19 protein-coding genes are annotated in these 21,625 nt (G+C 72.5%); 2 read left to right on the top strand and 17 right to left on the bottom strand.

All coding sequences use genetic code 11. The features are described from left to right. Positions 1 to 53 precede the first annotated feature (53 nt). The gene (locus tag CR162_RS13695) at positions 54 to 1,040 is read left to right on the top strand and encodes a Bug family tripartite tricarboxylate transporter substrate binding protein (protein ID WP_099096099.1); all 987 of its coding nucleotides are present in this window, start codon (positions 54 to 56) and stop codon (positions 1,038 to 1,040) included. A 49-nt stretch (positions 1,041 to 1,089) separates the two neighbouring features. Here CR162_RS13695 and CR162_RS13690 read toward each other — a convergent pair whose 3' ends face one another. The 12 genes from CR162_RS13690 to CR162_RS13635 all read right to left on the bottom strand — a co-directional run bounded on the left by CR162_RS13690 (position 1,090) and on the right by CR162_RS13635 (position 15,644). Further along, complete coding sequence (locus tag CR162_RS13690) at positions 1,090 to 2,733, bottom strand: flavin-containing monooxygenase (protein ID WP_099096098.1); 1,644 nt, start codon at positions 2,731 to 2,733, stop codon at positions 1,090 to 1,092. 123 nt (positions 2,734 to 2,856) lie between these two features. Beyond that, complete coding sequence (locus CR162_RS13685; RefSeq protein WP_099096097.1) at positions 2,857 to 4,086, bottom strand: ABC transporter substrate-binding protein; 1,230 nt, start codon at positions 4,084 to 4,086, stop codon at positions 2,857 to 2,859. Positions 4,087 to 4,176: 90 nt separating this feature from the next. Continuing rightward, entirely contained in the window at positions 4,177 to 5,811 is a 1,635-nt protein-coding gene (locus CR162_RS13680; RefSeq protein WP_099096096.1) for an AMP-binding protein, read from the bottom strand. Then, positions 5,808 to 7,991, bottom strand: a complete 2,184-nt coding sequence (locus CR162_RS13675; protein ID WP_099096095.1) for an acetate--CoA ligase family protein — start codon at positions 7,989 to 7,991, stop codon at positions 5,808 to 5,810. The genes CR162_RS13680 and CR162_RS13675 overlap by 4 nt, the downstream gene beginning before the upstream one ends. Before the next feature lie 6 nt (positions 7,992 to 7,997). After that, complete coding sequence (locus tag CR162_RS13670; RefSeq protein ID WP_099096094.1) at positions 7,998 to 8,807, bottom strand: enoyl-CoA hydratase/isomerase family protein; 810 nt, start codon at positions 8,805 to 8,807, stop codon at positions 7,998 to 8,000. A 37-nt stretch (positions 8,808 to 8,844) separates the two neighbouring features. After that, a complete protein-coding gene (locus CR162_RS13665) occupies positions 8,845 to 9,828 on the bottom strand; it encodes a tripartite tricarboxylate transporter substrate binding protein (RefSeq protein WP_099096093.1) in 984 nt (327 codons plus the stop codon). Positions 9,829 to 9,891: 63 nt separating this feature from the next. Then, on the bottom strand, positions 9,892 to 11,019 hold the full coding sequence (locus CR162_RS13660; RefSeq protein ID WP_099096092.1) for an NAD(P)H-dependent flavin oxidoreductase: 1,128 nt from the start codon (positions 11,017 to 11,019) through the stop codon (positions 9,892 to 9,894). Then, entirely contained in the window at positions 11,016 to 12,194 is a 1,179-nt protein-coding gene (locus CR162_RS13655) for a CaiB/BaiF CoA transferase family protein (RefSeq protein ID WP_176559851.1), read from the bottom strand. Before CR162_RS13655 ends, CR162_RS13660 begins: the two co-directional genes overlap by 4 nt. 19 nt (positions 12,195 to 12,213) lie before the next feature. Then, positions 12,214 to 12,609 (bottom strand): PaaI family thioesterase, encoded by a 396-nt coding sequence (locus CR162_RS13650; protein ID WP_099096090.1) that lies wholly within the window; start codon positions 12,607 to 12,609, stop codon positions 12,214 to 12,216. 5 nt (positions 12,610 to 12,614) lie between these two features. Then, positions 12,615 to 13,820, bottom strand: coding sequence for a CaiB/BaiF CoA transferase family protein (locus CR162_RS13645; RefSeq protein WP_099096089.1), 1,206 nt, complete (start codon positions 13,818 to 13,820; stop codon positions 12,615 to 12,617). Beyond that, on the bottom strand, positions 13,817 to 14,554 hold the full coding sequence (locus CR162_RS13640) for a FadR/GntR family transcriptional regulator (RefSeq protein ID WP_176559850.1): 738 nt from the start codon (positions 14,552 to 14,554) through the stop codon (positions 13,817 to 13,819). The genes CR162_RS13645 and CR162_RS13640 overlap by 4 nt, the downstream gene beginning before the upstream one ends. 106 nt (positions 14,555 to 14,660) lie before the next feature. Continuing rightward, entirely contained in the window at positions 14,661 to 15,644 is a 984-nt protein-coding gene (locus CR162_RS13635; protein ID WP_099096087.1) for a Bug family tripartite tricarboxylate transporter substrate binding protein, read from the bottom strand. Positions 15,645 to 15,760: 116 nt separating this feature from the next. On the opposite strand from CR162_RS13635, the gene CR162_RS13630 reads away from it, so the two are divergent. Beyond that, positions 15,761 to 16,984 (top strand): CaiB/BaiF CoA transferase family protein, encoded by a 1,224-nt coding sequence (locus CR162_RS13630; protein ID WP_099096086.1) that lies wholly within the window; start codon positions 15,761 to 15,763, stop codon positions 16,982 to 16,984. Here CR162_RS13630 and CR162_RS13625 read toward each other — a convergent pair. The 5 genes from CR162_RS13625 to CR162_RS13605 are packed head-to-tail and all read right to left on the bottom strand — an operon-like array spanning position 16,950 to position 21,477. Further along, positions 16,950 to 17,747, bottom strand: a complete 798-nt coding sequence (locus CR162_RS13625) for an enoyl-CoA hydratase/isomerase family protein (RefSeq protein ID WP_218014895.1) — start codon at positions 17,745 to 17,747, stop codon at positions 16,950 to 16,952. The two genes, CR162_RS13630 and CR162_RS13625, sit on opposite strands and share 35 nt — an antisense overlap. A 4-nt stretch (positions 17,748 to 17,751) precedes the next feature. Next, positions 17,752 to 18,645: an SDR family oxidoreductase gene (locus tag CR162_RS13620; RefSeq protein ID WP_099096084.1), complete on the bottom strand. Its 894-nt coding sequence runs from the start codon at positions 18,643 to 18,645 to the stop codon at positions 17,752 to 17,754. Positions 18,646 to 18,656: 11 nt separating this feature from the next. Then, positions 18,657 to 19,634 (bottom strand): Bug family tripartite tricarboxylate transporter substrate binding protein, encoded by a 978-nt coding sequence (locus CR162_RS13615; RefSeq protein WP_099096083.1) that lies wholly within the window; start codon positions 19,632 to 19,634, stop codon positions 18,657 to 18,659. Then, the gene (locus CR162_RS13610) at positions 19,631 to 20,488 is read right to left on the bottom strand and encodes an IclR family transcriptional regulator (RefSeq protein ID WP_099096082.1); all 858 of its coding nucleotides are present in this window, start codon (positions 20,486 to 20,488) and stop codon (positions 19,631 to 19,633) included. The genes CR162_RS13615 and CR162_RS13610 overlap by 4 nt, the downstream gene beginning before the upstream one ends. A gap of 5 nt (positions 20,489 to 20,493) precedes the next feature. Next, positions 20,494 to 21,477 (bottom strand): Bug family tripartite tricarboxylate transporter substrate binding protein, encoded by a 984-nt coding sequence (locus CR162_RS13605; RefSeq protein WP_176559849.1) that lies wholly within the window; start codon positions 21,475 to 21,477, stop codon positions 20,494 to 20,496. Positions 21,478 to 21,625: the final 148 nt, after the last annotated feature.

The following is a 21,625-nucleotide window of genomic DNA, read 5'->3' as shown; positions in this document are numbered from 1 at the left end:
CACCGCTGAGCGGGCCGCCGGGGCCCCGAGCGACCGCCTGAGGAAGGGAGAGGATGACCATGAGACAGATGAACATCACGCGCCGCGGCGCGCTGGGGGCAGCCGCGGCAAGCCTTGCCGCCCCGGCTGCCCAGGCGCAGGCGCCCTATCCGGCCGGGCAGTCGGTCGCGCTGGTGGTGACCTATGCGCCGGGCGGCGCCTCCGACGTGATCGGGCGCATCGTGACCGACGGGCTGCAAGCGCGCCTGGGCGGCAGTTTCATCATGGACCACAAGCCCGGCGCCTCGACCTCGATCGGGGCGCGCTACGTCGCGCGCGCGCGGCCGGACGGGCTGACGCTGCTGCTCGGCACCATCTCGACCTTCACGCTGACGCCGCTGGCGCTGCGCAACCCGGGCTACGACCCGATCACCGACTTCACGCACATCACCCAGGTCTGCGACAGCCTCTATCTGCTGGTCGCCAATCCGCGCTGGAACAGCCTTGAGGAATTGCTGGCGGCGGCGCGCGCGCGGCCCCAGTCGATCTCCTATGCCACCTGGGGCGTCGGCACCACCGCGCACATGGCGATGCTCGACCTCTGCAATCGCGCCGGCATCGAGATGCTGCACGTCCCCTATGCAGGTTCGCCGCCGGCGATGACCGACACCATCGCCGGGCGCACCGACTGCATGTTCGCCCTGCTCGGTGCCTGCAAGGGGCATATCGAGGCCGGGCGGCTGCGCCCCCTGGCGGTGCCCACAGCCGCGCGGACCGAGCAATTGCCCAATGTGCCGACCTTCATCGAGAAGGGCTTTCCCGGCTTCATCTCGACCACCTGGTATTCGGTGGAGGCCCCGCCGCGCACCCCCGCGCCGATCATCGAGCGCATCCGCGGCGCCCTGGCGGAGCATTTCGCCGATCCGGCGGTGCGGGCCTTCATGGCCACCCAGGGCATGGCACCGCCCGAGATCGGCGAGGCGCCGCTGGTCGAGCGGATCCGCCGCGAACTGGCAACGAACCGCGAACTGATGGCCAAGGCCGGAATGGAGCCGACCTGAAGCGGGGGCGCGGGCGGCGGGCGCGTTCCGCCCGCCGCCCGGCCTGCCGTCAGGCAGAGAGGGCGAAGCCCTCGTAGTCCTTGCGCGCGACCTCGTCGCAGATCGCGCGGTAATGGGCCATGCCGCCCGCATAGGGCATGAAGACGCGCGGCTTGCCCGGCACGTTGGCGCCGAGATACCAGGAACTGCCGGCCTCGGGGAGCAGCGTCGCCTCGGCCGCGGCGTTCACCTCGCGCACCCAGGCCTGCGCGGCTTCGGGCTGCGCCTCGATCCGCCTCAGCCCCTTCGCGCGCATTCCCGCGATGCAGTCGGCGATCCAGTTGGCGTGCTGCTCGATCGCCACCGGCATGTTGCACAGCACCGAGGGGCTGCCCGGCCCGGTCATGGTGAACATGTTGGGGAAGCCCGGCACCTGCAGGCCGAGATAGTTGACCGGCCCCGCTTCCCACGCATCGCGCAGGGACCGGCCGCCGCTGCCGCGGATGTCGATCCGCAGCAGCGGCCCGGTCAGCGCGTCGAAGCCGGTGGCGAAGACGATGATGTCGAGCGGATATTCCGCATCCTTCGTCTTGATGCCGCGCGGCGTGATGCGTTCGATCGGCGCGGCGCGCAGATCGACCAGGGTGACGTTGTCGCGGTTGAAGGCCTCGAAATAGCCGCTGTCGATCGGCGGGCGCTTGGTCGCATAGGGATGGTCGATGTTCGACAGGATGGCCGCCGTCCTCGGGTCCTTCACGATCGAGCGGATCTTGGCGCGCAGGAACTCCGAGGCGGTGTCGTTCGCCGCCTTGTCCGCCAGCAGGTCGCGGAAGGTGGCGCGGAACTGTAGCCCGCCCTTGGCCCAGGCCTGCTCATACAGGCGCTGGCGCTCCTCCTCGCTCACCTCAAGCGCGGAGCGGTCCTCGATGTGGAAGGGATGACCGTTGGTGTTGGTGGTCATCACCTGCCGGATATCCTCGCGGTGCTCGCGGATCCAGCGCTTGGTCTCGGGTGACAACGGGGCGTTGTGGGCGGGCACGCTGTAATTGGCGGTGCGCTGGAACACCCACAGATGCCCGGCGGTCTCGGCGATCACGGGCACCGCCTGGATGCCGGTCGAACCGGTGCCGATCTGGCCCACGCGCTTGCCGGTGAAGTCCACGCCTTCATGCGGCCATTCGCCGGTGTGGTACCATTGGCCGGCGAAATCCTCGAGGCCCGGGATCTTCGGCACATTGGCGGCCGACAGGCAGCCGACCGCGGTGATGAGGAAGGGCGCGCTGAGCGTCCGGCCCTCGGCGGTCGTCACATGCCAGAGGTTCGCCGCCTCGTCGAAGCGGGCCGCGCTGACGCGGGTGTTGAGCGCGATGTCGCGCCGCAGGTCGAAGCGGTCGGCGACGTGGTTGAGGTAGCGCAGGATCTCGGGCTGGGTGGGGTAGCGTTCCGACCACTCCCATTCCTCGAGCAGTTCCTTCGAGAAGTAGTAGCAGTAGGAATGGCTCTCGGAATCGCAGCGCGCGCCGGGGTAGCGGTTCCAATGCCAGGTGCCGCCGACGCCGTCGGCGGCTTCCAGCACGCGCACCGACAGCCCGAGCTGGTCGCGCAGGCGGTGCAGCAGATACAGGCCGGAGAAGCCGGCGCCGATGACAATGGCGTCGAAGTCGCCGCCATGGGCCGGTGCTCCGGCGCCTGAACCGGGCGCGATGTAATTCATGGCAGTCACTCCCTTCCGTTTTGTTCTCAGCGGATGCCTCCGGCGCGTGCAGCCGCGCCGGGGGCTTCGGGCGCGGCGGCCGGGGGCAGCCGGCCGCCGCGCCGCGATTCCTCGGCCGGCGGGCTAGGCCAGCGTGCAGCCGCCCTCGGCCAGCGGGCGGAAGGCCTGGTCCGCCGCGGTGGTCTGCAGCAGCTTGTAGTAGTCCCAGGGGCCGCGGCTTTCCTCGGGCTTCTTCACCTCGAACAGATAGGCCGGGTGCAGCTTCCGCCCGTCGGCGCGGATCGAGCCCGGGCCGAAGCAGTCGTCGTCGGTCGGCATCGCCTTCATCCGCGCCACCGCCGCCGCGCCGCTCGCCTTGGTCGCCGCCACGCCCATGTCGGACGCCGCCTTGAGGTAATGGAGCGCGGCGGAATAGCAGCCCGTATGGCCCATGCCGGGGAGGTTAGTGGGGGTGATCGCGCGCACCTTCTCGGCGAAGCGGCGCGTGCGGTCGTTGAGATCCCAGTAGTAGGTCTCGGTCAGCACCAGGCCCTGGGCCACCTGTAGGCTGAGCGCATGGACATCGGAGATGAACATCAGCAGCGAGGCGAGCTTGGTGCCGCGCCGGGTGATGCCGAACTCGGCCGCCTGCTTGATGCAGTTGATCGTGTCCGCGCCGGCGTTCGCCAGCCCGATCACCTTGGCGCGCGAGGCCTGCGCCTGCACCAGGAAGGAGGAGAAATCCGTGGTGCCGGGGAAGGGCGTGCGGACCGAACCGAGGACGCGCCCACCCGCGGCGCGCACGAAGCCGCCGGTCTGCTGTTCCAGCGTATGGCCGAAGGCGTAGTCGGCGGTGATGAAGAACCAGCTGTCGCCGCCCGCGCGCACCATGGTCCCGCCGGTGGAATTGGCGAGCATCCAGGTGTCGTAGGTCCAGTGCACGGTGTTGGGCGAGCAGCGCGGCCCGGTGAGGTCGGTGGTCGCCGCCGAGCTGTTGAGATGGACCTTGTTCTTCTCGCGGCAGACCTCGTTGACCGCCAGCGCCACCGAGGAGGTGCCGACATCGATCAGCGCGTCCACGCCGTCGCGGTCCAGCCACTGCCGCGCCATGGCCACGCCGACATCGGGCTTGTTCTGATGGTCGCCGAAGACCAGCTCGACATTGATCCCGCGGCCGGCGAATTCCTGGATGGCGAGCCGCGTGGCGGCAACCGAGGTCGACCCGGTGATGTCGCGATAAGTGCCCGACATGTCGATGATGAGGCCGAGCTTGACGGTATTGGCCGCCTGCGCCTTCGCGCTGCGCCACGGCAGCGCGCCCGCGGTGCTGGCCGCCGCCGCGGTCTTGAGAAGGCTGCGCCTGTCAATGGTCATTGATTGTCCCTGTCCGTTCCTCCGGTTGCGGTGACTCCGCGCCGGTCCCGCGCATCAGCCTCGCGCCCGCGGCGCGACGCCCGGCGGGGATCACGCCGATCCGCCCGCCTGCCCATGCTCGCGCGTGAAACTCTCGCGCAGCATGAATTTCTGCACCTTGCCGCTCGGCGTCATAGGCAGTCCCGGCACCAGCCTCATATGCTCGGGCAGTTTGTATTTTGCCACACCGCGCGCCTCCAGGTGGCGCACCAGCTCCGCGAGGTCGGGCGCGGCATCGCCGCGCGGCACCACGAAGGCGCAGCCCTTCTCGCCGAGCCGGTCATCGGGCACGCCGACCACCGCCACCTCGCGCACGGCAGGGTGCAGCAGCAGCATCTCCTCCACCTCGCTGGCGCTGACCTTCAGCCCGCCGCGGTTGATGATGTCCTTGCGCCGCCCGGCGATGCGGATGTAGCCCGCCGCGTCGAGGGTCGCGAGGTCGCCGGTGAACAGCCAGCCCCCGGGGGTGAAGGTCTGCAGCGTCCGCTCCGGGTCGTTGAGGTAGCCGAGCGCGACATGCGGGCCGCGGGTCGCCAGTTCCCCCACCTCGCCCGGCGGCAGGATGCGCTGGCGGTCCTCGTCGAAGATGGCGACCTCGGTGCCCGGCATCGCCCGCCCATCGGTTCCCCACAGCCGCTCATCCGGGTCATCGGGGGGGGAGGCGGTGCCGACGAAGCATTCGGTCATGCCCCACATGCCGATCAGCGTGCAGCCGATGCGCTCGCGCGCCAGCGGCCCGAGGTGGCGCGGGATCGGCGCCCCGGCGGTGGCGAAGATGCGGAAGCAGGCAAGGTCGCGGCTGGCCGCCGAGGGCTGCTCGACCAGCATCGCCGCGAAGGGCGTGGCGCAGAGGGTGAAGGTGCAGCGATGCGTCTCGATCAGGCGCAGCGCCTCCTCCGGGTCCCAGGCGTCCTGCAGCGCCAGCGTGCCGCCGATGGTCAGCGCCTGGCGCATGCCCCACAGGAAGCCGTTGCCATGCGCGATCGGCGAGGGCATCCAGACCACGTCATCGGCGCCGAGGCCGATCAGCCGCGCCATGGTGCGGGTGGCGTACATCGTCGTGTCGTGGCTGTGCATCACGCCCTTGGGCGTGGATTCGGTGCCCGAGGTGAAGATCAGCGCGGTGATCTCGCCGCTGTCCACCCGCGCCGGCGGCGGGGCCGCCGCCCCGGCGCGCAGATCGGCGAAGCCGACCATGCCCGGCGCCTCACTGCCCATCACCACGACCGCGCGCAGCCCCGGCAGCCCGGCCGCCAGCGCGGCATACATCGGCGGATAGTCGAAGCCGCGGTGCCGTGCCGGGATCACCGCCACCTTCGCCCCGCCATGGCGCAGGATGTAGCCCAGCTCCTTCGCCCGGTAGTTCGGCAGCAGCGGGTTGGTCACCGCGCCCAGCCGGCTGATGGCGAGGTGCAGGCAGACGAACTCGGCGCAATTGGGCAGCTGCAGCGCCACCACGTCGCCCGGCCCCACCCCCAGCGCCGCCAGCCCCGCCGCGAGGCGCCCCGCCTCGGCGTCGAGCTCGGCATAGGTCATGCTTACCCCGCCGGGGGCGACCACGGCGGTCTTGCCCGGCGTCCGGCGCACCGCCTCGGCCAGCGCGTCGAGGATGGTGACCCCGGCCCACCAGCCGGCCTCGCGCCAGCCCTGCGCGGTGGCCTCGTCGGGCAGCGCGGCGCCGATCATGGCGCGCCCGCCGCGGCGCGGCGCACCACCAGCGCGTCCACCGCCAGCGCCCCGCCGGGGCCGAGGATGACAGGGTTCACGTCGATCTCCTCGATCTCGTCCGCGAGGTCGCAAGCGAGCCGCGACAGCCGCCCGACGATCTCCGCCAGCGCCCCGGTATCGGCGGCGGGCAGGTTGCGGTAGCCGGTCAGCAGCCGGTGGCCGCGCAGCGAGGCGATCATCGCCCCCGCCTCGCGCGCGCCGACCGGGGCGAGGGCGGTGGCGACGTCGCGCGTCACCTCCACCGCCACGCCGCCGAAGCCGCAGGTGATCAGCGGGCCGAACTGCGCGTCGAGCCGCGCGCCGACCATCATCTCCGCCCCCGGCCGCGCCATCTGCTGCACCAGCACGCCATCGACCCGCGCCCCGGGCACGCGCGCCGCCGCCGCCAGGATCGCCGCATGGGCGGCCCTCAGCGCGGCCTCGTCGGCGATGCCCAGGCGGATCACGCCGGCCTCGGTCTTGTGCGGGATGTCGGGCGAATCGGCCTTGAGCGCGACCGGGAAGCCGATCCCGCGCGCCGCGGCGACCGCCGCCTCGACATCGCGCGCCAGCACCTCGCGCGTCACCGGGATGCCGTAGGCCGCGAGCACCTCCTTCGACAGGCGCTCGCCCAGGGTCCGCCCCGGCGGGGCGGCGGCCAGCACGGCGCGGGCCGCCGCCGCGGCGCCGGGCGGGGCGGCGGCCGGCGCGTCCTCGCGCAGCAATTCCGCCCGCCCGGCATGATAGGCATTCCAGCGCGCCAGCGCCGTGATGCAGCGGGCCATGGTCCGGAAGGTCGGCAGGTTCTCGCAGCCATCGTAGATCTCGCTGCCCGGCCCCTGCAGCCACTCGTTCAGCCACACCACGCACAGCGGCACCGGCAGTTCCGGCGCCAGCTTCGCCATGTAGTGCGCGCGCTCCACCGCGCCGGGCAGGTGCACCGACATCATCGGCACCACCACCGCGCCATAGCCGGGATCCTCGGCGAAGGCGCGGATGCAGGTGCCGTACATCGTCACGTCCTTGACCGATTCGGCGGTGATGTCGCTCGGGTTGGCGCTCGATCCGAATTCCGGGATCACCGCCTCGAGCTTCGCCGAGGTCTGCGGCTGCGGCGGCGGCAGCGACAGGCCGACGCGCTCGGCCTCGTCGGCCGCCATCACCGCCGCCCCGCCCGAAGGCGCCATGACGCCCACGCCCGGGCAGCGCGGGGCGCCAGCGCGGGCGAACAGGGTGGCGGTCTCCAGCACCTCCTCCCAATGGTCCACGATCACCGCCCCGGCGCGGCGCAGCGCGGCGCGATAGGCCTCGTCGGCGCCGACCAGCGTGCCGGTGTGCGACATCGCGGTCTGCCGGCTGATCTCGCTGCCGCCGAGCTTGTAGACCACCAGCGGCTTGCCCGCCCGCAGCGCCGCCTGCGCCGCGCCGAGCAGCCGCGCCCCGTCGCGCACGCCTTCGAGCATGCAGGCGATGACCCGCGTCTGCTCCTCCTCGACCAGGTAGTTCACCAGGTCGCAGACATCGACATCGCAGGAATTGCCGGCGGTGAGGTAGTGCGAGAAGCCGATGCCGCGCTCCATCGCCTGCAGCACGACATAGCCGAGCGCGCCGCTCTGCGAGACCAGCCCGACCGGGCCGCAGACCCGCCGCATCTCGAAGAATTTCGGCATGAAGGTCAGGCCGGCCGGCAGCGTCAGGTTGGCGATGCCGGCGCAATTGGGACCGAGGATCCGCAGGCCGGTGCGCGCGGCGATCTCGGCCAGGCGGCGCTGCGCGGCGACGCGCTCCGGCCGCCCGACCTCGGCATAGCCCGAGCTGTAGAGCATCACGCCGCCGGCGCCGATCGCCGCGGCGCGCTCGACCAGCGGCTCGACATGCTCGCGCGGGACGGTGAGGATGACGCAGTCCGGCGGCTCGGGCAGGTCCTCGAGCGAGGCGTAGCAGGGCCGGCCGAACATCTCTCGGTAGCGCGGGTTGACCGGCAGGATGCGGCCGGGGAAGCCGATGTCGAGATTCTCGATGGTGCGCCGCCCGAACGACCCCGGGGTCTCCGAGGCGCCGACCACGGCGACCGAGCGCGGGTGCATCATGCGGCGCAGCTCGGCCTGGCCGAACAGCGCGCGGGGGCCGGGCACGTAGCCCACCTCGGTGTCGTCCATGCCGGCTCAGCCCCCCTGCGCCGCACCGGGGAAATCTGGCTTGCGCTTGTCGATCATCGCGCCGATGCCCTCGCGGAACTCGGGATGCGTCATGGCGAGGATCTGGCCGAGCCCCTCATAGCCGAACATGTCGAGCAGGCTGGTCTCGAAGCTGCGGGCCATGAACTGCTTGCCCAGGCCCATCGCCGCGGTCGGCCCGGCGGCTAGGCGCTCGGCGCGGGCGAAGGCCTCCTCCTGCAATTGCGCGTCGGGCACGACATGGGCGACGAGGCCGATCTCATGCGCCTCGCGCGCCGTCATGGTGGCGTTCTCGAACAGGAAGCGCTTGGCGCGCGCCATGCCGATCAGCCGCGGCAGGTGATACATCACGCCGATGTCGGGGATGACGCCGAGGCGGAAGAAGCCGGCCATGAACACCGCGCTCTCGCCGGCCACCAGCAGGTCCCCGGTGAGCGCGAGGCCGAGCCCGCCGCCCACCGCCTGGCCCTGCACCGCCATCACCACCGGGCGGTCGAGCCAGATCAGCGGGAACAGCCATTGGGTGAAGCGGCGGAAGCGCTGGTGCACGTTCCATGGCGCGCTGTCGTCGCGGATGGATTCGAGGTTGCCCCCGGCGCAGAAGGTCGGGCCCCTGGCATTGACCAGCACCGCGCGCACCGAGCGGTCGGCCTCGGCCTCGGCCACCGCCGCGCCGAGCTGCGCGCGCAGCGGGTTGGTCAGGGAATTGCGCGTCGGCGGGTCGTCGAGGGTGATGACCATCACCCCGCCGCGCCGCTCGGTCCGCACCAGGGTTGGGGTGGCTTCGGCTGCGTTCATCTCGTTGTTTCCTCCTGTGGCGGGGCGGGGGCGGGTCTCAGCCGGCACGGATGCCGGCGCGCGTCACCACCTCCCGCCAGCGGGCGGTCTCCTCGGCGATGAATCTGCCGAAGGCGGCGGGCGATTCCGACCCCTGCGGCTCGACGCCGAGGGCGAGCAGCCGCTCGCGGCTCTGCTGCTCCTCCAGGACGGCGAGGAATTCGCGGTGCAGGCGCTGCACCACCGCAGGCGGCGTGCCCGCGGGCGCCAGCATGCCGAACCAGCCGGTGACGGAGAAATCCGCGAGGCCCGTCTCGGCCAGGGTCGGGATGTCCGGCGCCAGCGCCGAGCGCCGGCGCGAGGCGATGCCGATCGCGCGCACCTGCCCGCCGCGCACCGCCGGCATGCCGACCGCGAAGGTGGCGAGCAGGGCCGAGACGCGCCCGGCGATCACCTCCTGCAGCGGCGGCGCCTCGCCGTTGAAGGCCACATGGGTCAGGTCGACATTCCCCCGCGCCTTCAGCAGCTCCATCCCGAGATGGGAGATGGTGCCGATGCCGGCCGACCCGAAGGTCAGCGCGCCGGGCTGCGCCCGCGCCATGGCCAGGAAGGCGTTGATGTCGGCGGCCGGGAAATCCGGCCTGACCACCAGCATCACCGGGAACTCGACCACCTGGGTGATCGGCGCGAAGTCGCGCAGCGTGTCGTAGGGCAGGCGGGCGAAGAGCGAGGCATTCACCGCCATCGCGCCCTGGCTGGCGATGATGATGGTGTAGCCATCCGGCGCCGAGCGCGCGACATGCTCCATGCCGATGATGAGCCCGGCGCCGGGCTTGTTCTCGACCACCACCGGCTGGCCCATGCGCTCGGTCAGCCGCAGCGCGAACAGCCGCGCGAGGATGTCGGTCACCCCGCCGGGCAGGATCGGCGCGATCAGGCGCACCGGACGCGCCGGATAGGCCTGGGCAAGGGCCGCCGGCGCCCATGCCGGGGCGATCGCCGCGCCAGCGCCCGCGATCAGGGCGCGCCTGTTGATGGCCATCTTCCGTCCTCCCGTTTGTCCCGATGTCCGGCGGCCGGCGCGCCATGCGCCGGCCGGCCGGCGTCAGGCTGATTCCGTCTGCCGTCCCATGCGCTCAAGCGTCTCGAGATACTCGGTCTGCATCCGCAGCATCACCTCGCGCACCGTGGTCTCCTCCCGCACCATGCCGATCACCTGACCGACCGGATAGGAATAGAGGTCGTCGCGCTGGGCGCGGTCGATGCGGCTGCGGGCGTATTCGTAGAGCACTTTCTGCATCGGCGGCGCCAGCGTCGCCGGGGCGCCCGCGGCCGACCACGCATCGGTGTAGCGGCTGCGGTTCATCCGCACCGGCTTGCCGGTCATGCTGCGGCTCTGGAGGGTGTCCTGGCTGCGGCACTTCAGCAGCACCGCCTTGTGGTTGGGCAGCAGGTCGCTCTCGCGCGTCACCAGCCAGACCGAGCCGCACCACACGCCATCCGCGCCGAGCGCCATCGACGCCGCCATCTGGCTGCCGCGGGCGATGCCGCCGGCGGCGAGCACCGCGGCGCGGCCCTTCGCCACATCCACCACCTGCGGCACCAGCACCATGGTCGAGATCGTGCCGGTATGCCCGCCCGCCTCGCTGCCCTGCGCGACCAGCACGTCCACGCCCGCCGCGCATTGCCGCTCGGCGTGCTCGGGCGCGCCGCAGACGCCGCCCACCAGCATGCCGCGCTCATGCGCCTTGGCGATGATGTCCGCCGGCGGCACGCCGAGCGCGCTGACCAGCAGCTTCACCTTGGGATGGCGCCAGACCACATCGACCAGGGCGCGCACGCCGTCGCGGGTGATGTAGCGCTCGCGGGCGGCCATGGTGGCGCGGCGCTCGCGCTCGACCTCCTTGGGCAGCGGGGCCACGCCCTCGCGCGCCAGGACCTCATCGACGAAGCGCAGCTGCGCCTCGGGCAGCGAATCGGCCAGCGGCCCGGCCACCTTCTGCGTCGATTCGTCGTAGTTGGAGGTCATCAGGATATCGACGCCATAGCTGCGGTCGCCGACATGGCGGTCGATCCAGTTCAGCTCCTGGTCGAGCTCCTCGGGCGAGAAGAGGCTGCTGCCCAGCACCCCGAAGCCGCCGGCCCGGGTACATTCCACGACCACGTCGCGGCAATGGTTGAAGGCGAAGATCGGCGCGTCGTAGCCGAGCTGTTCCTTGAGTTTCGCAGTCATCGCATGGCCTCTTGGCGCTGGGTTTCGCAGTCGGACATGTGGCCGAGCCCCGCCTCGGCCAGGATCTCGCGCGTATGCTCGCCGAGCGCGGGGGCGCGGCGGGCCGCGAACTCCGTTTGCGGAAGGCCGGGGCAACGCACGGATGGCAGGGGCCATTGCCCCGCATAGGCAACATCTTCCACGAGGTTCACCGCACGCACATGCGGGTCCTGCCGGAAGCGGCCATAGGTCAGCAATTCCTGGCAGGGCAGCCCCGCCGCGCCCATCGCCGCCACCCAATGCGCGGTGGGCCGCAGGCGGATCGCCTCGGCGATCAGGCCGCGCAGCGCCGCCTGATTGGCCAGCCGCGCTCCGGGCTCGGCGAAGCGCGGATCGCTCCGCAGGTCGGCGCGGCCGACGACGTCGAGCAGGATGCCGAAATGCCGCTCCTGCACGCCGGCCACCACCAGGTGGCCATCGGCGGTGGCATAGGTGCCGATGCCCGCGACCAGCTCGCGCGGCTCGCTGCCCGCGGGGCCCGCCGCCTCGGCCAGCTTGTAGGCCTGCAGCGCGGCGGAGACATGGGTGAGGTTGATGTCGAGCAGCCCGCCCCGCCCGGTGCGGGCGCGCAGCAGCAGCGCCGCCAGCACCGCCTGGCTGGCATAGATGCCGGCGCCGACATCGACGATGCCGAAGCGGATCCGCAGCGGCTCGCCGGTGGTGCTGGCGCCGTGCGGCAGGCCGGTGAAGGCCTGCACGATGGAATCGGTCGCCGGCCGCTCGGCATAGGGGCCGTCCTGGCCGAAGCCGCTGACCGCCACGTAGATCAGCTCCGGCCGCCCGGCCGACAGCGTGGCATGGTCGAGGCCGAGCCGCCGCGCCACGCCGGGGCGGTTGCTCTCGATCACCACATCGGCGCGCGCGGCGAGCGCACGCGCCGTCTCGCGCGCGCTCTCCTGCCGCAGGTCGAGCACGATGCTGCGCTTGCCGCGGTTGAAGCTGTGGAAGGTGGGCCCGACCTCCCCCGGCGCGGCGCCGAGGCGCCGGCCCCAGTCGCCCTCGGGCGGCTCGACCTTCACCACATCGGCGCCGAGGTCGCCGAGCAGGCAGGCGCCATGCGGCCCCGCGATGCCCTGGCTGAGATCGAGCACCCGGATGCCCGCCAGCGTGCCGGCAAGTCCCATCATCGTCGTCATGCGTCCTTCCGTCCGTCGTTCATGGCGGGAAATAGCCGCCGCGGCCGCTGGCCAGCGGCTCCGGCCCCTCGCCATAGACCATCGCCTCGGCCACCGAGATGCGGCGCCCGAGCTTGAGCGCGCGGGCGCGCACCCGCACCGTGCCGCTGACCACCGGGCGATGGTAGTCCACATGCATGTAGGCGGTGCCGATGGCGCTGCCGCCCGCCGCCAGCACGGCATAGAGCCCGGCGGTGTCGATCAGCGCCGCCACCACCCCGCCATGCATGATGGGCGGGTCGGCGCGGCTGATGATCTCCTCGCGCCAGGGCATGATGAGCTCGACGCCGGTCGCGTCCGCCGACGCGACCTCAAGGCCGAGCCAGCGGTGGAAGGGCGCCCTGACGATGCGTTCGGCGAGCGTGTCGCGGTCCATGTCCCTCAGATCTTCTCGGTGGGTTTGCAAAGCCGGGCGATCGCCTCGACATCGAGCCCGGCCTCGCGCAGCACTTCCTCGGTATGTTCGCCGAGAAGCGGCGCGTGGCGGCGGATGGAGGGCGGCGAATCCGACCATTCCGACGGCACCGCGAGGCCGAGGATGGCGCCCTCGCTCGGATGCTCCATCTCACGGAAATAGCCGATCGCGCGCAGGTGCTCGTCCTCGAGCAGGTCGGGGATGGCGGCCATGCGCGCCACCGGCACGTCGGCCTCGGCCAGCAGCGCCAGCCATTCCTCGGTCGAGCGCGCGGCCAGCGTCTCGGCAAGAAAGCCATAGACCACGTCCACATGCCGCATCCGCTCGGCATAGGTGGCGAAGCGCGCATCCTCCATCAGCTCGGACCGGCCGATGCAGCCGAGGAAGCGGCGCCACTGCGCGTCGTTGTAGAGCAGCAGGCAGACATGGCCGTCGGCGGTGCGGAAGGGCCGCCGCTCCCGCGACAGGCTGCGGGCATGGCCGAAGGGCCCCTCCGCCGGGCGGAAGGCAAGGCCGGCGAGATGCTCCCCCAGCACGAGTTCGAGCAGCCCCTCGAACATCGGCACGTCCACCCGCTGGCCGCGCCCGGTCCGCGCCCGGTGCAGCAGCGCGCCGAGCACCGCATTGGCCAGTTGCAGCGCCACCACCCGGTCGGCCAGCACCAGCGGCGCGTAGCGCGGTTCCCCCGCCGCGATCGCCGACAGCGAGGCGATGCCCGCCATGCCCTGGATCAGGTCGTCATAGGCCGGCCGGTCGGCATAGGGGCCGCGCTGGCTGAAGCCGAAGGCGCCCGCATAGACGATGCCGGGATTGACCGCGGCCACCGCGTCGTGCCCGAGCCCGAGCCTGTCCATCGCCGCCGGCCGAAGGTTGTAGATCAGCGCATCCGCCCCGCGCGCGAGCGCGAGCACCGCCTGCCGCCCTTCCTCCCGCTTGAGGTCGAGCACCACCGAGCGCTTGTTACGGTTGGCATGGAGGAACATATGCCCCATCCCCGCCCCGCGCCCCGGCCCGGAGTTTCGCATGATGTCGCCGTCCGGCGCCTCGACCTTGATGATGTCGGCGCCGTAGTCGCCGAGGATCTGCGTCGCATAGGGCCCGACGATCAGCGTGCTGAGGTCGAGGATCCGCATCCCCGCCAGCGGGCCGGACGCGGCGGCGGGCGTGCTCATCGCCCCGGCATCCCCGGCGCGGCGGCCCCGCGCCCCTTCAGCGCGCCGAGGTAGTGACGGTGCACCGCGCGCAGGCAGCGGACCAGCTCGGCCACGGCGCTGTCCTGCCGCCCGGCGCGCAGGTGGCGCAGCAGCCGCCGGCGGGAGGCGATGACGTCCATCTGCGTCACCGGCCCGGCGCGCTGGGCGAATTCGCGCAGGATGTCGAGCAGCGCCTTCATCATCACCACCAGCACCGTGTTGCCGGTCAGGGTGGCGAGCAATTCGTGGAAGCGGATGTTCAGCGTCACCTTGGCGGCGTTGTCGCCCGCCTCGGTGGCGCGCTCGGCGGCGGCGACGTTGTCCTCGAGCAGCGCGAGCCCGGCCTCGTCGAGTCTGCCGCAGACGAGCCGCAGCACTGCCGTCTCGATCTCGAGCCGCGCCTCGGTCAGTTCCGCCAGCGAGATGCCGCCGACATAGAACATGCCGCGCATCGCCTCGGCCACCGCCTCGGGCCGCCCGCCCGAGACGAAGGCGCCCCCGGTCGCCCCCTTGCGGAGATGCAGCAGCCCGACCGATTCCATCGAGCGCAGCGCCTCGCGCACCGCATGGCGGCTGACCGCGAAGGCGTCGGCGAGTTCGCGCTCATTGGGCAGGCGGTCGCCCGCGCGCAGTTCACCGCGGCGGATCCGTTCGGTGATCTGGCTCGATATCGCCTCGAAGGCGCGCTGCGTTTTGACTTCGGTCAGCCGCATCGACGTCCACCCATCACGCCGCGGCGCCGCCATGGGCACCGCGGTCAATTATTGGAGCAATCAGGATCGCATGCGCCCCGGCACGCGGCAAGGGGCGCGGCGGCGGCTATTCCGGGCGGATGTCGGCGCGGCGGATCAGCTCCGCCCAGCGCTCGCGCTCGCGCTGCATGTAGGCGCCGGCCTGCTCCGGGCTCAGCTCCGTGCGCGGCTCGGCGCCGAGGGAGAGGTAGTAGCGGCCCGCCTCCTCGGTCCGCGCCACCCGCGCGGTCTCGGCGTGCAGCCTGGCGACGATCTCGCCGGGCATGCCGGCGGGGCCGACCAGCGCGATCCAGGAGAACACCTCATAGCCGGGCACGCCGGCCTCGGCGATGGTCGGCACCTCGGGCAGCACCGCGCTGCGCGCGGTGCCGGTGACGCCGAGGGCGCGCAGCCGCCCGGCGCGGATCGCCTCCACCGCCGGCGGCAGGTTGCTGAACATCATCTCGACATGGCCGCCTATCACGTCCGACAGCGCCGGACCGGTGCCGCGATAGGGCACATGCGTCATCTGCACCCCGGCGGTCACGTTGAACATCTCGCCCGAGAGATGCTGCGACTGCCCGATCCCCGCCGAGGCGAAGCGCAGCGCGCCGGGCCGCGCCTTGGCCAGCACCACCAGCTCGGCGACGTTGCGCGCCGGCACCGCGGGGTTGACCACCAGCACGTTCGGATAGACGGCGACCAGCGAGACCGGCGCGAGGTCGCGCGCGGCGTCGTAGGGCAGGCGCGGATAGAGGCCGGGATTGATGCCCAGCGGGCCGATATTGCCCATCAGCAGCGTGTGTCCGTCCGGCGCCGCGCGCGCCACATGCTCGGTGCCGACGATGCCGCCCGCGCCCGGCCTGTGGTCCATCACGAAGGGCTGCCCCCAGGCCTGCTGCATCGCGTCGCCGACCAGCCGCACGAAGCCGTCGGTCAGCCCCCCGGGCGCCGAGGGAATGACCACGCGCACCGCGCGCGCGGGATAGGCGGCGGCCGTCTGCGCGAGGCCGGCGCGCGCCGCGGCAAGGCCGGGCATGGACAGCAGGATCGCGCGTCGCGACGGGTGCATGGCAGGTTTCCTCTCCGCATTGGCTGGCGCGTCGCGCGCCGCGCCTGCACACTACGGAAGCCGGCGCGCGCGCGTCCAGCGTCGCCGCCGGCCTGCATCAGGGGAAGGAAGACTCCATGGCCGTTGCGGCGCTCGACGGTATTCGCGTGCTCGATCTCTCCTCGGTCCTGATGGGGCCTGTCGCCGCGCAGATCCTCGGCGACATGGGCGCCGACGTGATCAAGGTCGAGCCGCCCGAGGGCGATTCCGTGCGCGGCATCGGGCCGATGCGGAATCCCGGCATGGGGCCGCTCTTCCTCAACGCCAACCGCAACAAGCGCAGCCTCGTGCTCGACCTCAAGCGCGCGGAAGGCCGGGCCGCGCTGCTGCGTCTCGCCGGGCGCGCCGACGTGCTGATCACCAACATCCGCCCCGCGGCGATGGCGCGGCTCGGCCTCGGCGCCGAGGCGGTGCGCGCGGCCAATCCGCGCCTCATCTACGTCGCCGCCGTCGGCTTCGGCCAGGACGGCCCCTATGCCGCGCGCCCGGCCTTCGACGACCTGATCCAGGGCATCGCCTCGGTCCCCTCGCTGATCGCGCAGGCGGGGGATGGCGTGCCGCGCTACATCCCGCTCGCCATCATGGACCGCCATGTCGGCGCCACCGTCGCCAATGCCGCGCTCGGCGCCCTCGTGCATCGCGGCCGCACCGGCGAAGGCCAGGCGATCGAGGTGCCGATGTTCGAGACCGTCACCCAGCTCGTGCTCGGCGACCACATGGGCGGCCTCGCCTACGACCCGCCGGCGGGCCCGCCGGGCTATCCGCGTTCCCTCGCGCCCGAGCGCCACCCCTACGCGACGACCGACGGCTTTGTCTGCGCCATGGTCTATACCGACCGCCACTGGCGCAGCTTCTTCGAGCTGGTCGGCCGGCCCGAGGTGATGGAGCGCGACCCGCGCTTCGCCAGCCTGACCAGCCGCACCATCCATGCGCGCGAGATCCACGCCATGCTCGAGGATGAGCTGCGCCACCGCAGCACCGCCGAGTGGCTGGCCGCCTTCGAGCGCGCCGACATCCCGGCGACGCCGCTCAACACGCTCGAGACGCTGCTCGAGGACCCGCACCTCAGGCAGGTCGGCATGTTCCGCTGGACCGACCACCCGAGCGAGGGGCGCGTGCGCGCCATGCGCCCGCCCGCCGCCAACTGGAGCGCGAGCCCGCCCGCGATCCGCCGTCACGCGCCGCGCCTCGGCGAGCACAGCGCGGAGCTGCTCGCCGAGCTCGGCTACACGGAGGAGGAGATCGCCGCCCTCGCCGAGGCCGGCGTCACCCGCCTCGCGGCGCCTGCCGGCGCGCCTTGAAGGCGCGCACGCGATCGGCGAAGTCGGGCATGTCCTCGAGCACCGCCATGTGCGAGGACACCATGTCGAGATGCGCGCGCAGATCCATCCGCATCCCCTGCTGCACCGCGCGCTTGGTGAAGCGGATGGCGGCGGCGGGCTGGCGGGCGATGCGCGCGGCGAGTTCGCGCGCCTCGGCCAGCGCCTGCCCGTCGGCCACGGCGCGGTTGACCAGGCCGATGCGCTCCGCCTCCTCCCCGGTGATGGCATCGCCGGTCCACAGCAGTTCCAGCGCCTTCGGCACGCCGACCAGGCGCGGCAGGAACCAGCTGCCGCCATCGCCCGGCATCAGCCCCATGGCGATGTAGCTTTCGGCCAGCAGCACGCCGCGATCGGCGATCCTGATGTCGCACATCAGCGCCATGTCGAGCCCGGCGCCGCGCGCCGTGCCGTTGAGCGCGGCGATCACCGGGCGGTCGATGCGCTCGAGCGTCAGCGCGATCGGGTGCACGCTGTCCCACAGGAAGCCCTTGCGTTCCTCCGAGGAGGCATCGAGGAAGGATTCCAGCTCGTCCATCTCGCCGCCGGCGCAGAAGGCGCGGCCCGCCCCGGTCACCACCAGGGCGCGGATGGCGCCGTCGCGCTCGACGCGGTCGAGGCATTCGCGCCAGCGCAGCAGCATCGGCCGGTTGAAGGCGTTGAAGCGTTCGGGGCGATTGAGGGTGAGCGTCGCCACCCCGCTCGCCGCATCCACATCGAACAGTATCGGGTCCTTGTCGTCCACGCTCTCACTCCTTCGGCGCCGGGGCGGCGCCATGCGGGATCCTGAAATAGTCGGGCCGGCCGATCGGCCAGGGGTCGCCCCAGAGCTGCTGCCCGCCATCCACCGTGACCACCTCGCCGGTGACGAACTTGCCCGATGGCGCGGCGAGGTAGCAGCACGCCTCGGCGATGTCCTGCGCGTCGCCGGCGCGCAGCATCGGGTTGGATTCGTAGAAGGTCGCGCTGCCTTCCGGCGGATAGAGGCTGAAGGCCGTTGTCTCGACGCAGCCGGGCGCGACGCAGTTCACCCGGATGCGGTGCGGCGCCCATTCCACCGCGACGCTTTTCGAGACATAGACCACGCCCGCGCGCGCGGCGCAGGTATGGGCGATGCCGGGCATGCCGCGCCAGATGTCGGCGACGATGTTGACGATGGCGCCGGGCCGCTTGGCCGCCACCCAGGCGCGCGCGGCCGCCTGCATCATGTACCAGGTGCCGTTGAGGTTGGTGTCGATGACCGCGTTCCAGCCCTTGGGCGTGTAGTCGAGCGCGGCCTGCGGGAACTGCCCGCCGGCATTGTTCACCAGCAGGTCGAGCCCGCCCGCCTCGGCCCAGACGCGCTCGATCAGCACCTGCACCTGGTCGGGGTCGCGGATGCTCATCGGCACCGCGATCACCTCGGCGCCGAGGCCGCGCAGCAGCGCCGCGGCGGCCTCCAGCCGCGCCGGATCGCGCCCGCAGATCGCCAGCCGCGCGCCGAGCCGCGCGAACAGCGCCGCCACCGCCTTGCCGAGCCCGCTGCCGGCGCCCGAGACCAGCACCGTCTGCCCGGCGAACAGCCCCGGACGGAACACCGTCGGCTGCGCCAGCAGCTCCGCGTCGTCGAAGCCGTAGCGTCGTGATGTGGCGGAAGTTTCCATGCCTGTGTTCCTCATTCGACCCTTGCGCCCGAGATGCGGACCATCTCCTGCCAGCGCGGCAATTCGCTCTGGATGAAGGCGCGCGTTTCCTCCGGCGTGGTGGCGCGCCAGTGCGCCCCCACCTCGATCGCGCGGCGTTCCATCTCGGGGCCTGCCGTCAGCTCGCGCACCAGCTCGGCCAGGCGCGCGACGATGCGCGGCGGCGTGCCGGCGGGGAAGCTCCAGGTGCTCCAGGGCATGATGACGAAATCCGGCACGCCGGCCTCGGCCATGGTCGGCACATCGGGCAGGGTGGGCCAGCGTCGGTCGGAGGTGATGGCGAGCGCGCGCACCTTGCCCTCCTGGATCAGCGGCATGTAGGAGGCGAGCCCGTCGATGGCGAAGTGGATGTCGCCCGCGAGCATCGCCGGGATGGTCTGCGCGGCACCGCGGAAGGGCACATGGGTGGCCGCGATCCCGTTGCGCGCGGCGAATAGCGCCCCGGACAGGTGGATCGTCGTGCCGACGCCCGAGGAGCCATAGGAAATGCCGCCGGGCCGCGCCTTCGCCCAGGCGACGAACTCGGCAAGCGTCCGCGCCGGCACATGCTGCGCCGGCACCACGGCGACGTTGGGGAAATCCCACACCAGGCTCGCCGGGATCAGGTCGCGGTCCGGGTCGAAGGGCAGCCGGGCATAGAGGAAGCGGTTGATGGCGTAGATGCTGATCGGCAGCATCGCGATGGTGTGCCCGTCCGGCGCCGATCGCGCGAGCGCCTCGGCGCTGATGTTGCCGCCCGCGCCGGGCCGGTTCTCCACCACCCAGGCCTGCCCGGTGCGCGCCTGCATGCGTTCGGCGAGGATGCGCGTCAGCACGTCCACCGATCCGCCCGGCGGGAAGCCGACGATGACGCGCACGGTGCGCGAGGGCCATTCGGCGCCCTGGGTGCGCAGGCCGGGCGCGGCGAGGCAGCCCGCGGCGGCGAGCAGCAGGCTGCGGCGATGGGTCATGACGCTCTTGCTCCCTTGACCTGGTTGGCCGGCCTGCGCCGGCAAGGCATGAGGGCGGCGGGCGGGCCGGCGCCGCGTTCCGAGGCGCGCGCCGCCGCCTCGCGCAGCAGCGCGGCCAGCCGCGGCATCTCATGCCCGAAGCGGTCGGCCGGGGCGCCGAGCAGCAGCGCGCGCGAGACCCCGCCATCGGCGTCGAAGACCGGCGCGGCGCAGCCGGCCGCCCCGCGCACGGTCTCGCCCACGGTCACGCTGATGCCGTCCCGCCGCGTCCGTTCGAGGATGCCCCGCAGCGCCGCCCGGTCGGTCACGGTCAGCGGCGTCAGCGGGCGCAGCGGCGTCGTTTCCAGGTAGTGCTCGCGGAACGCCTCGTCCTGGAAGGCGAGCAGCAGGCGGCCCGCCGCCGAGCAATGCAGCGGCCGCGTCGAGCCGGCCGGCACCACGTAGCGGACCGGCTGGCGGCTGTCGATGCATTCGGCATAGACCACCAGCCCGGCCGCGCGGTCGATGGAGGTGAGGATCACCGTCTCGCCGCTGCGCTCGGCCAGCCATTCCATCGCCGCGCGCAGCTGCTCGGGCAGCCGCCGTGCCGCGAGCATCGCCGCGGCGAGGCGGAAGGCCCCCGGCCCCAGCCGGTAGCGCCCCGCGCCATGCAGCAGGAAGCCTTCCTCGGCGAGGGGACGCAGCAGCGCGAGCAGGCTGCTTTTCGGGCTGCCGAGCGCGGCGCTGAGTTCCGCCAGCGGCAGCCCATCCGGCGCCGCCGCGACGGCGGCGAAGATGCCGAGCGTGCGGCCGAGCGCGCGCGGCGGCCCCGCCTCCTCGGCGGCTTCGCGACCGTGGCGGGGCGCGGCGGGCACCTTTCCTATTCGATCCGCAGCCCGGTGGCGCGGATGATGGGTTCCCACTTGGCGCGCTCGCTGCGGATGAACTCGGCCGTGCGCGCCGGCGTGCTGTCGGGCGTCGGCTCGACCGAGACGCTGCGGAGGAAGGCCTGGAACTCCGGCTCCGCCGCCACCTTGGCGGTGGCCTCGGCGAGCTTGGCGATCACCGGCGCGGGCGTGCCCGCGGGCGCGAGCAGGGCATTGTAGGTGTTGGCGAGCATGTCGGGCACGCCCTGCTCGATCGCGGTCGGCACGTCCGGCGCGGCGGCCGAGCGCCGCTCGGCGAAGGCGGCGAGGATTCGCAGCCGTCCGGCGCGGTGGTGCTCGAGCGTGGTGGCGAAGGTCTCGACCACCAGCGGCACATGCCCGGCGATGGCGTCCTGCACGGCGGGGCCGCCGCCGCGGTAATGCACCAGGTTGGCGCGCAGCCCGCCCGCCTGGTGCAGCAGCAGCTCGGCGGCGAAATGCGCGATGCCGCCATTGCCGGAGGTGGCGAGCGCGATCTCCCCCCGCGACGCGCGGATCTTGCCCAGCGCCTCGGGCAGGTCGGCGGCGAAGGCGGGATGGGCGCCGAGCACCATCGGCACCACGCCGATCAGCGCCACCGCCGCATAGTCGGCCACCGGGTCGAAGCCCGGGCGCACCGCGAGGGTGGCATAGATGGCATGGCTCGAGGAGGTGGCGAGCATCAGCGTGTAGCCGTCCGGCCGCGCGCGCGCCACCTCGACCGAGGCGATCGCGCCGCTGGCGCCGGAGCGGTTCTCCACCACCACCGGCTGGCCGAGCACCGCGCCGAGCCGGTCGGCGAAGCGCCGGCCGACGATGTCGGTCGGCCCGCCGGCGGCGAAGCCGATCAGCAGGCGGATGGGCCGGTCGGGATAGACGCCCTGCGCCCGGGCCGGGGCGGGCAGACCCACCGCGGCGCCGATGGCCAGCGGCAGTCCCAGCATGTTGCGGCGGTTCATCATCTTGCACCCTGGTCGCTTGTCGCGCCGGCTCACTCGACCCGCAGGCCAAGCGCGCGGATCACCGGCGTCCATTTGTCGTATTCCGAACGGATGAAGGCCATGGTTGCGGCCGGCGTCGGGTCGGGCACCGGCTCCGCCGAAAGGC

It is taken from the genome of Teichococcus rhizosphaerae, from assembly GCF_002631185.1.
GTDB lineage: Bacteria > Pseudomonadota > Alphaproteobacteria > Acetobacterales > Acetobacteraceae > Pseudoroseomonas > Pseudoroseomonas rhizosphaerae.
This window is presented reverse-complemented; position numbering and strand designations above follow the sequence as displayed.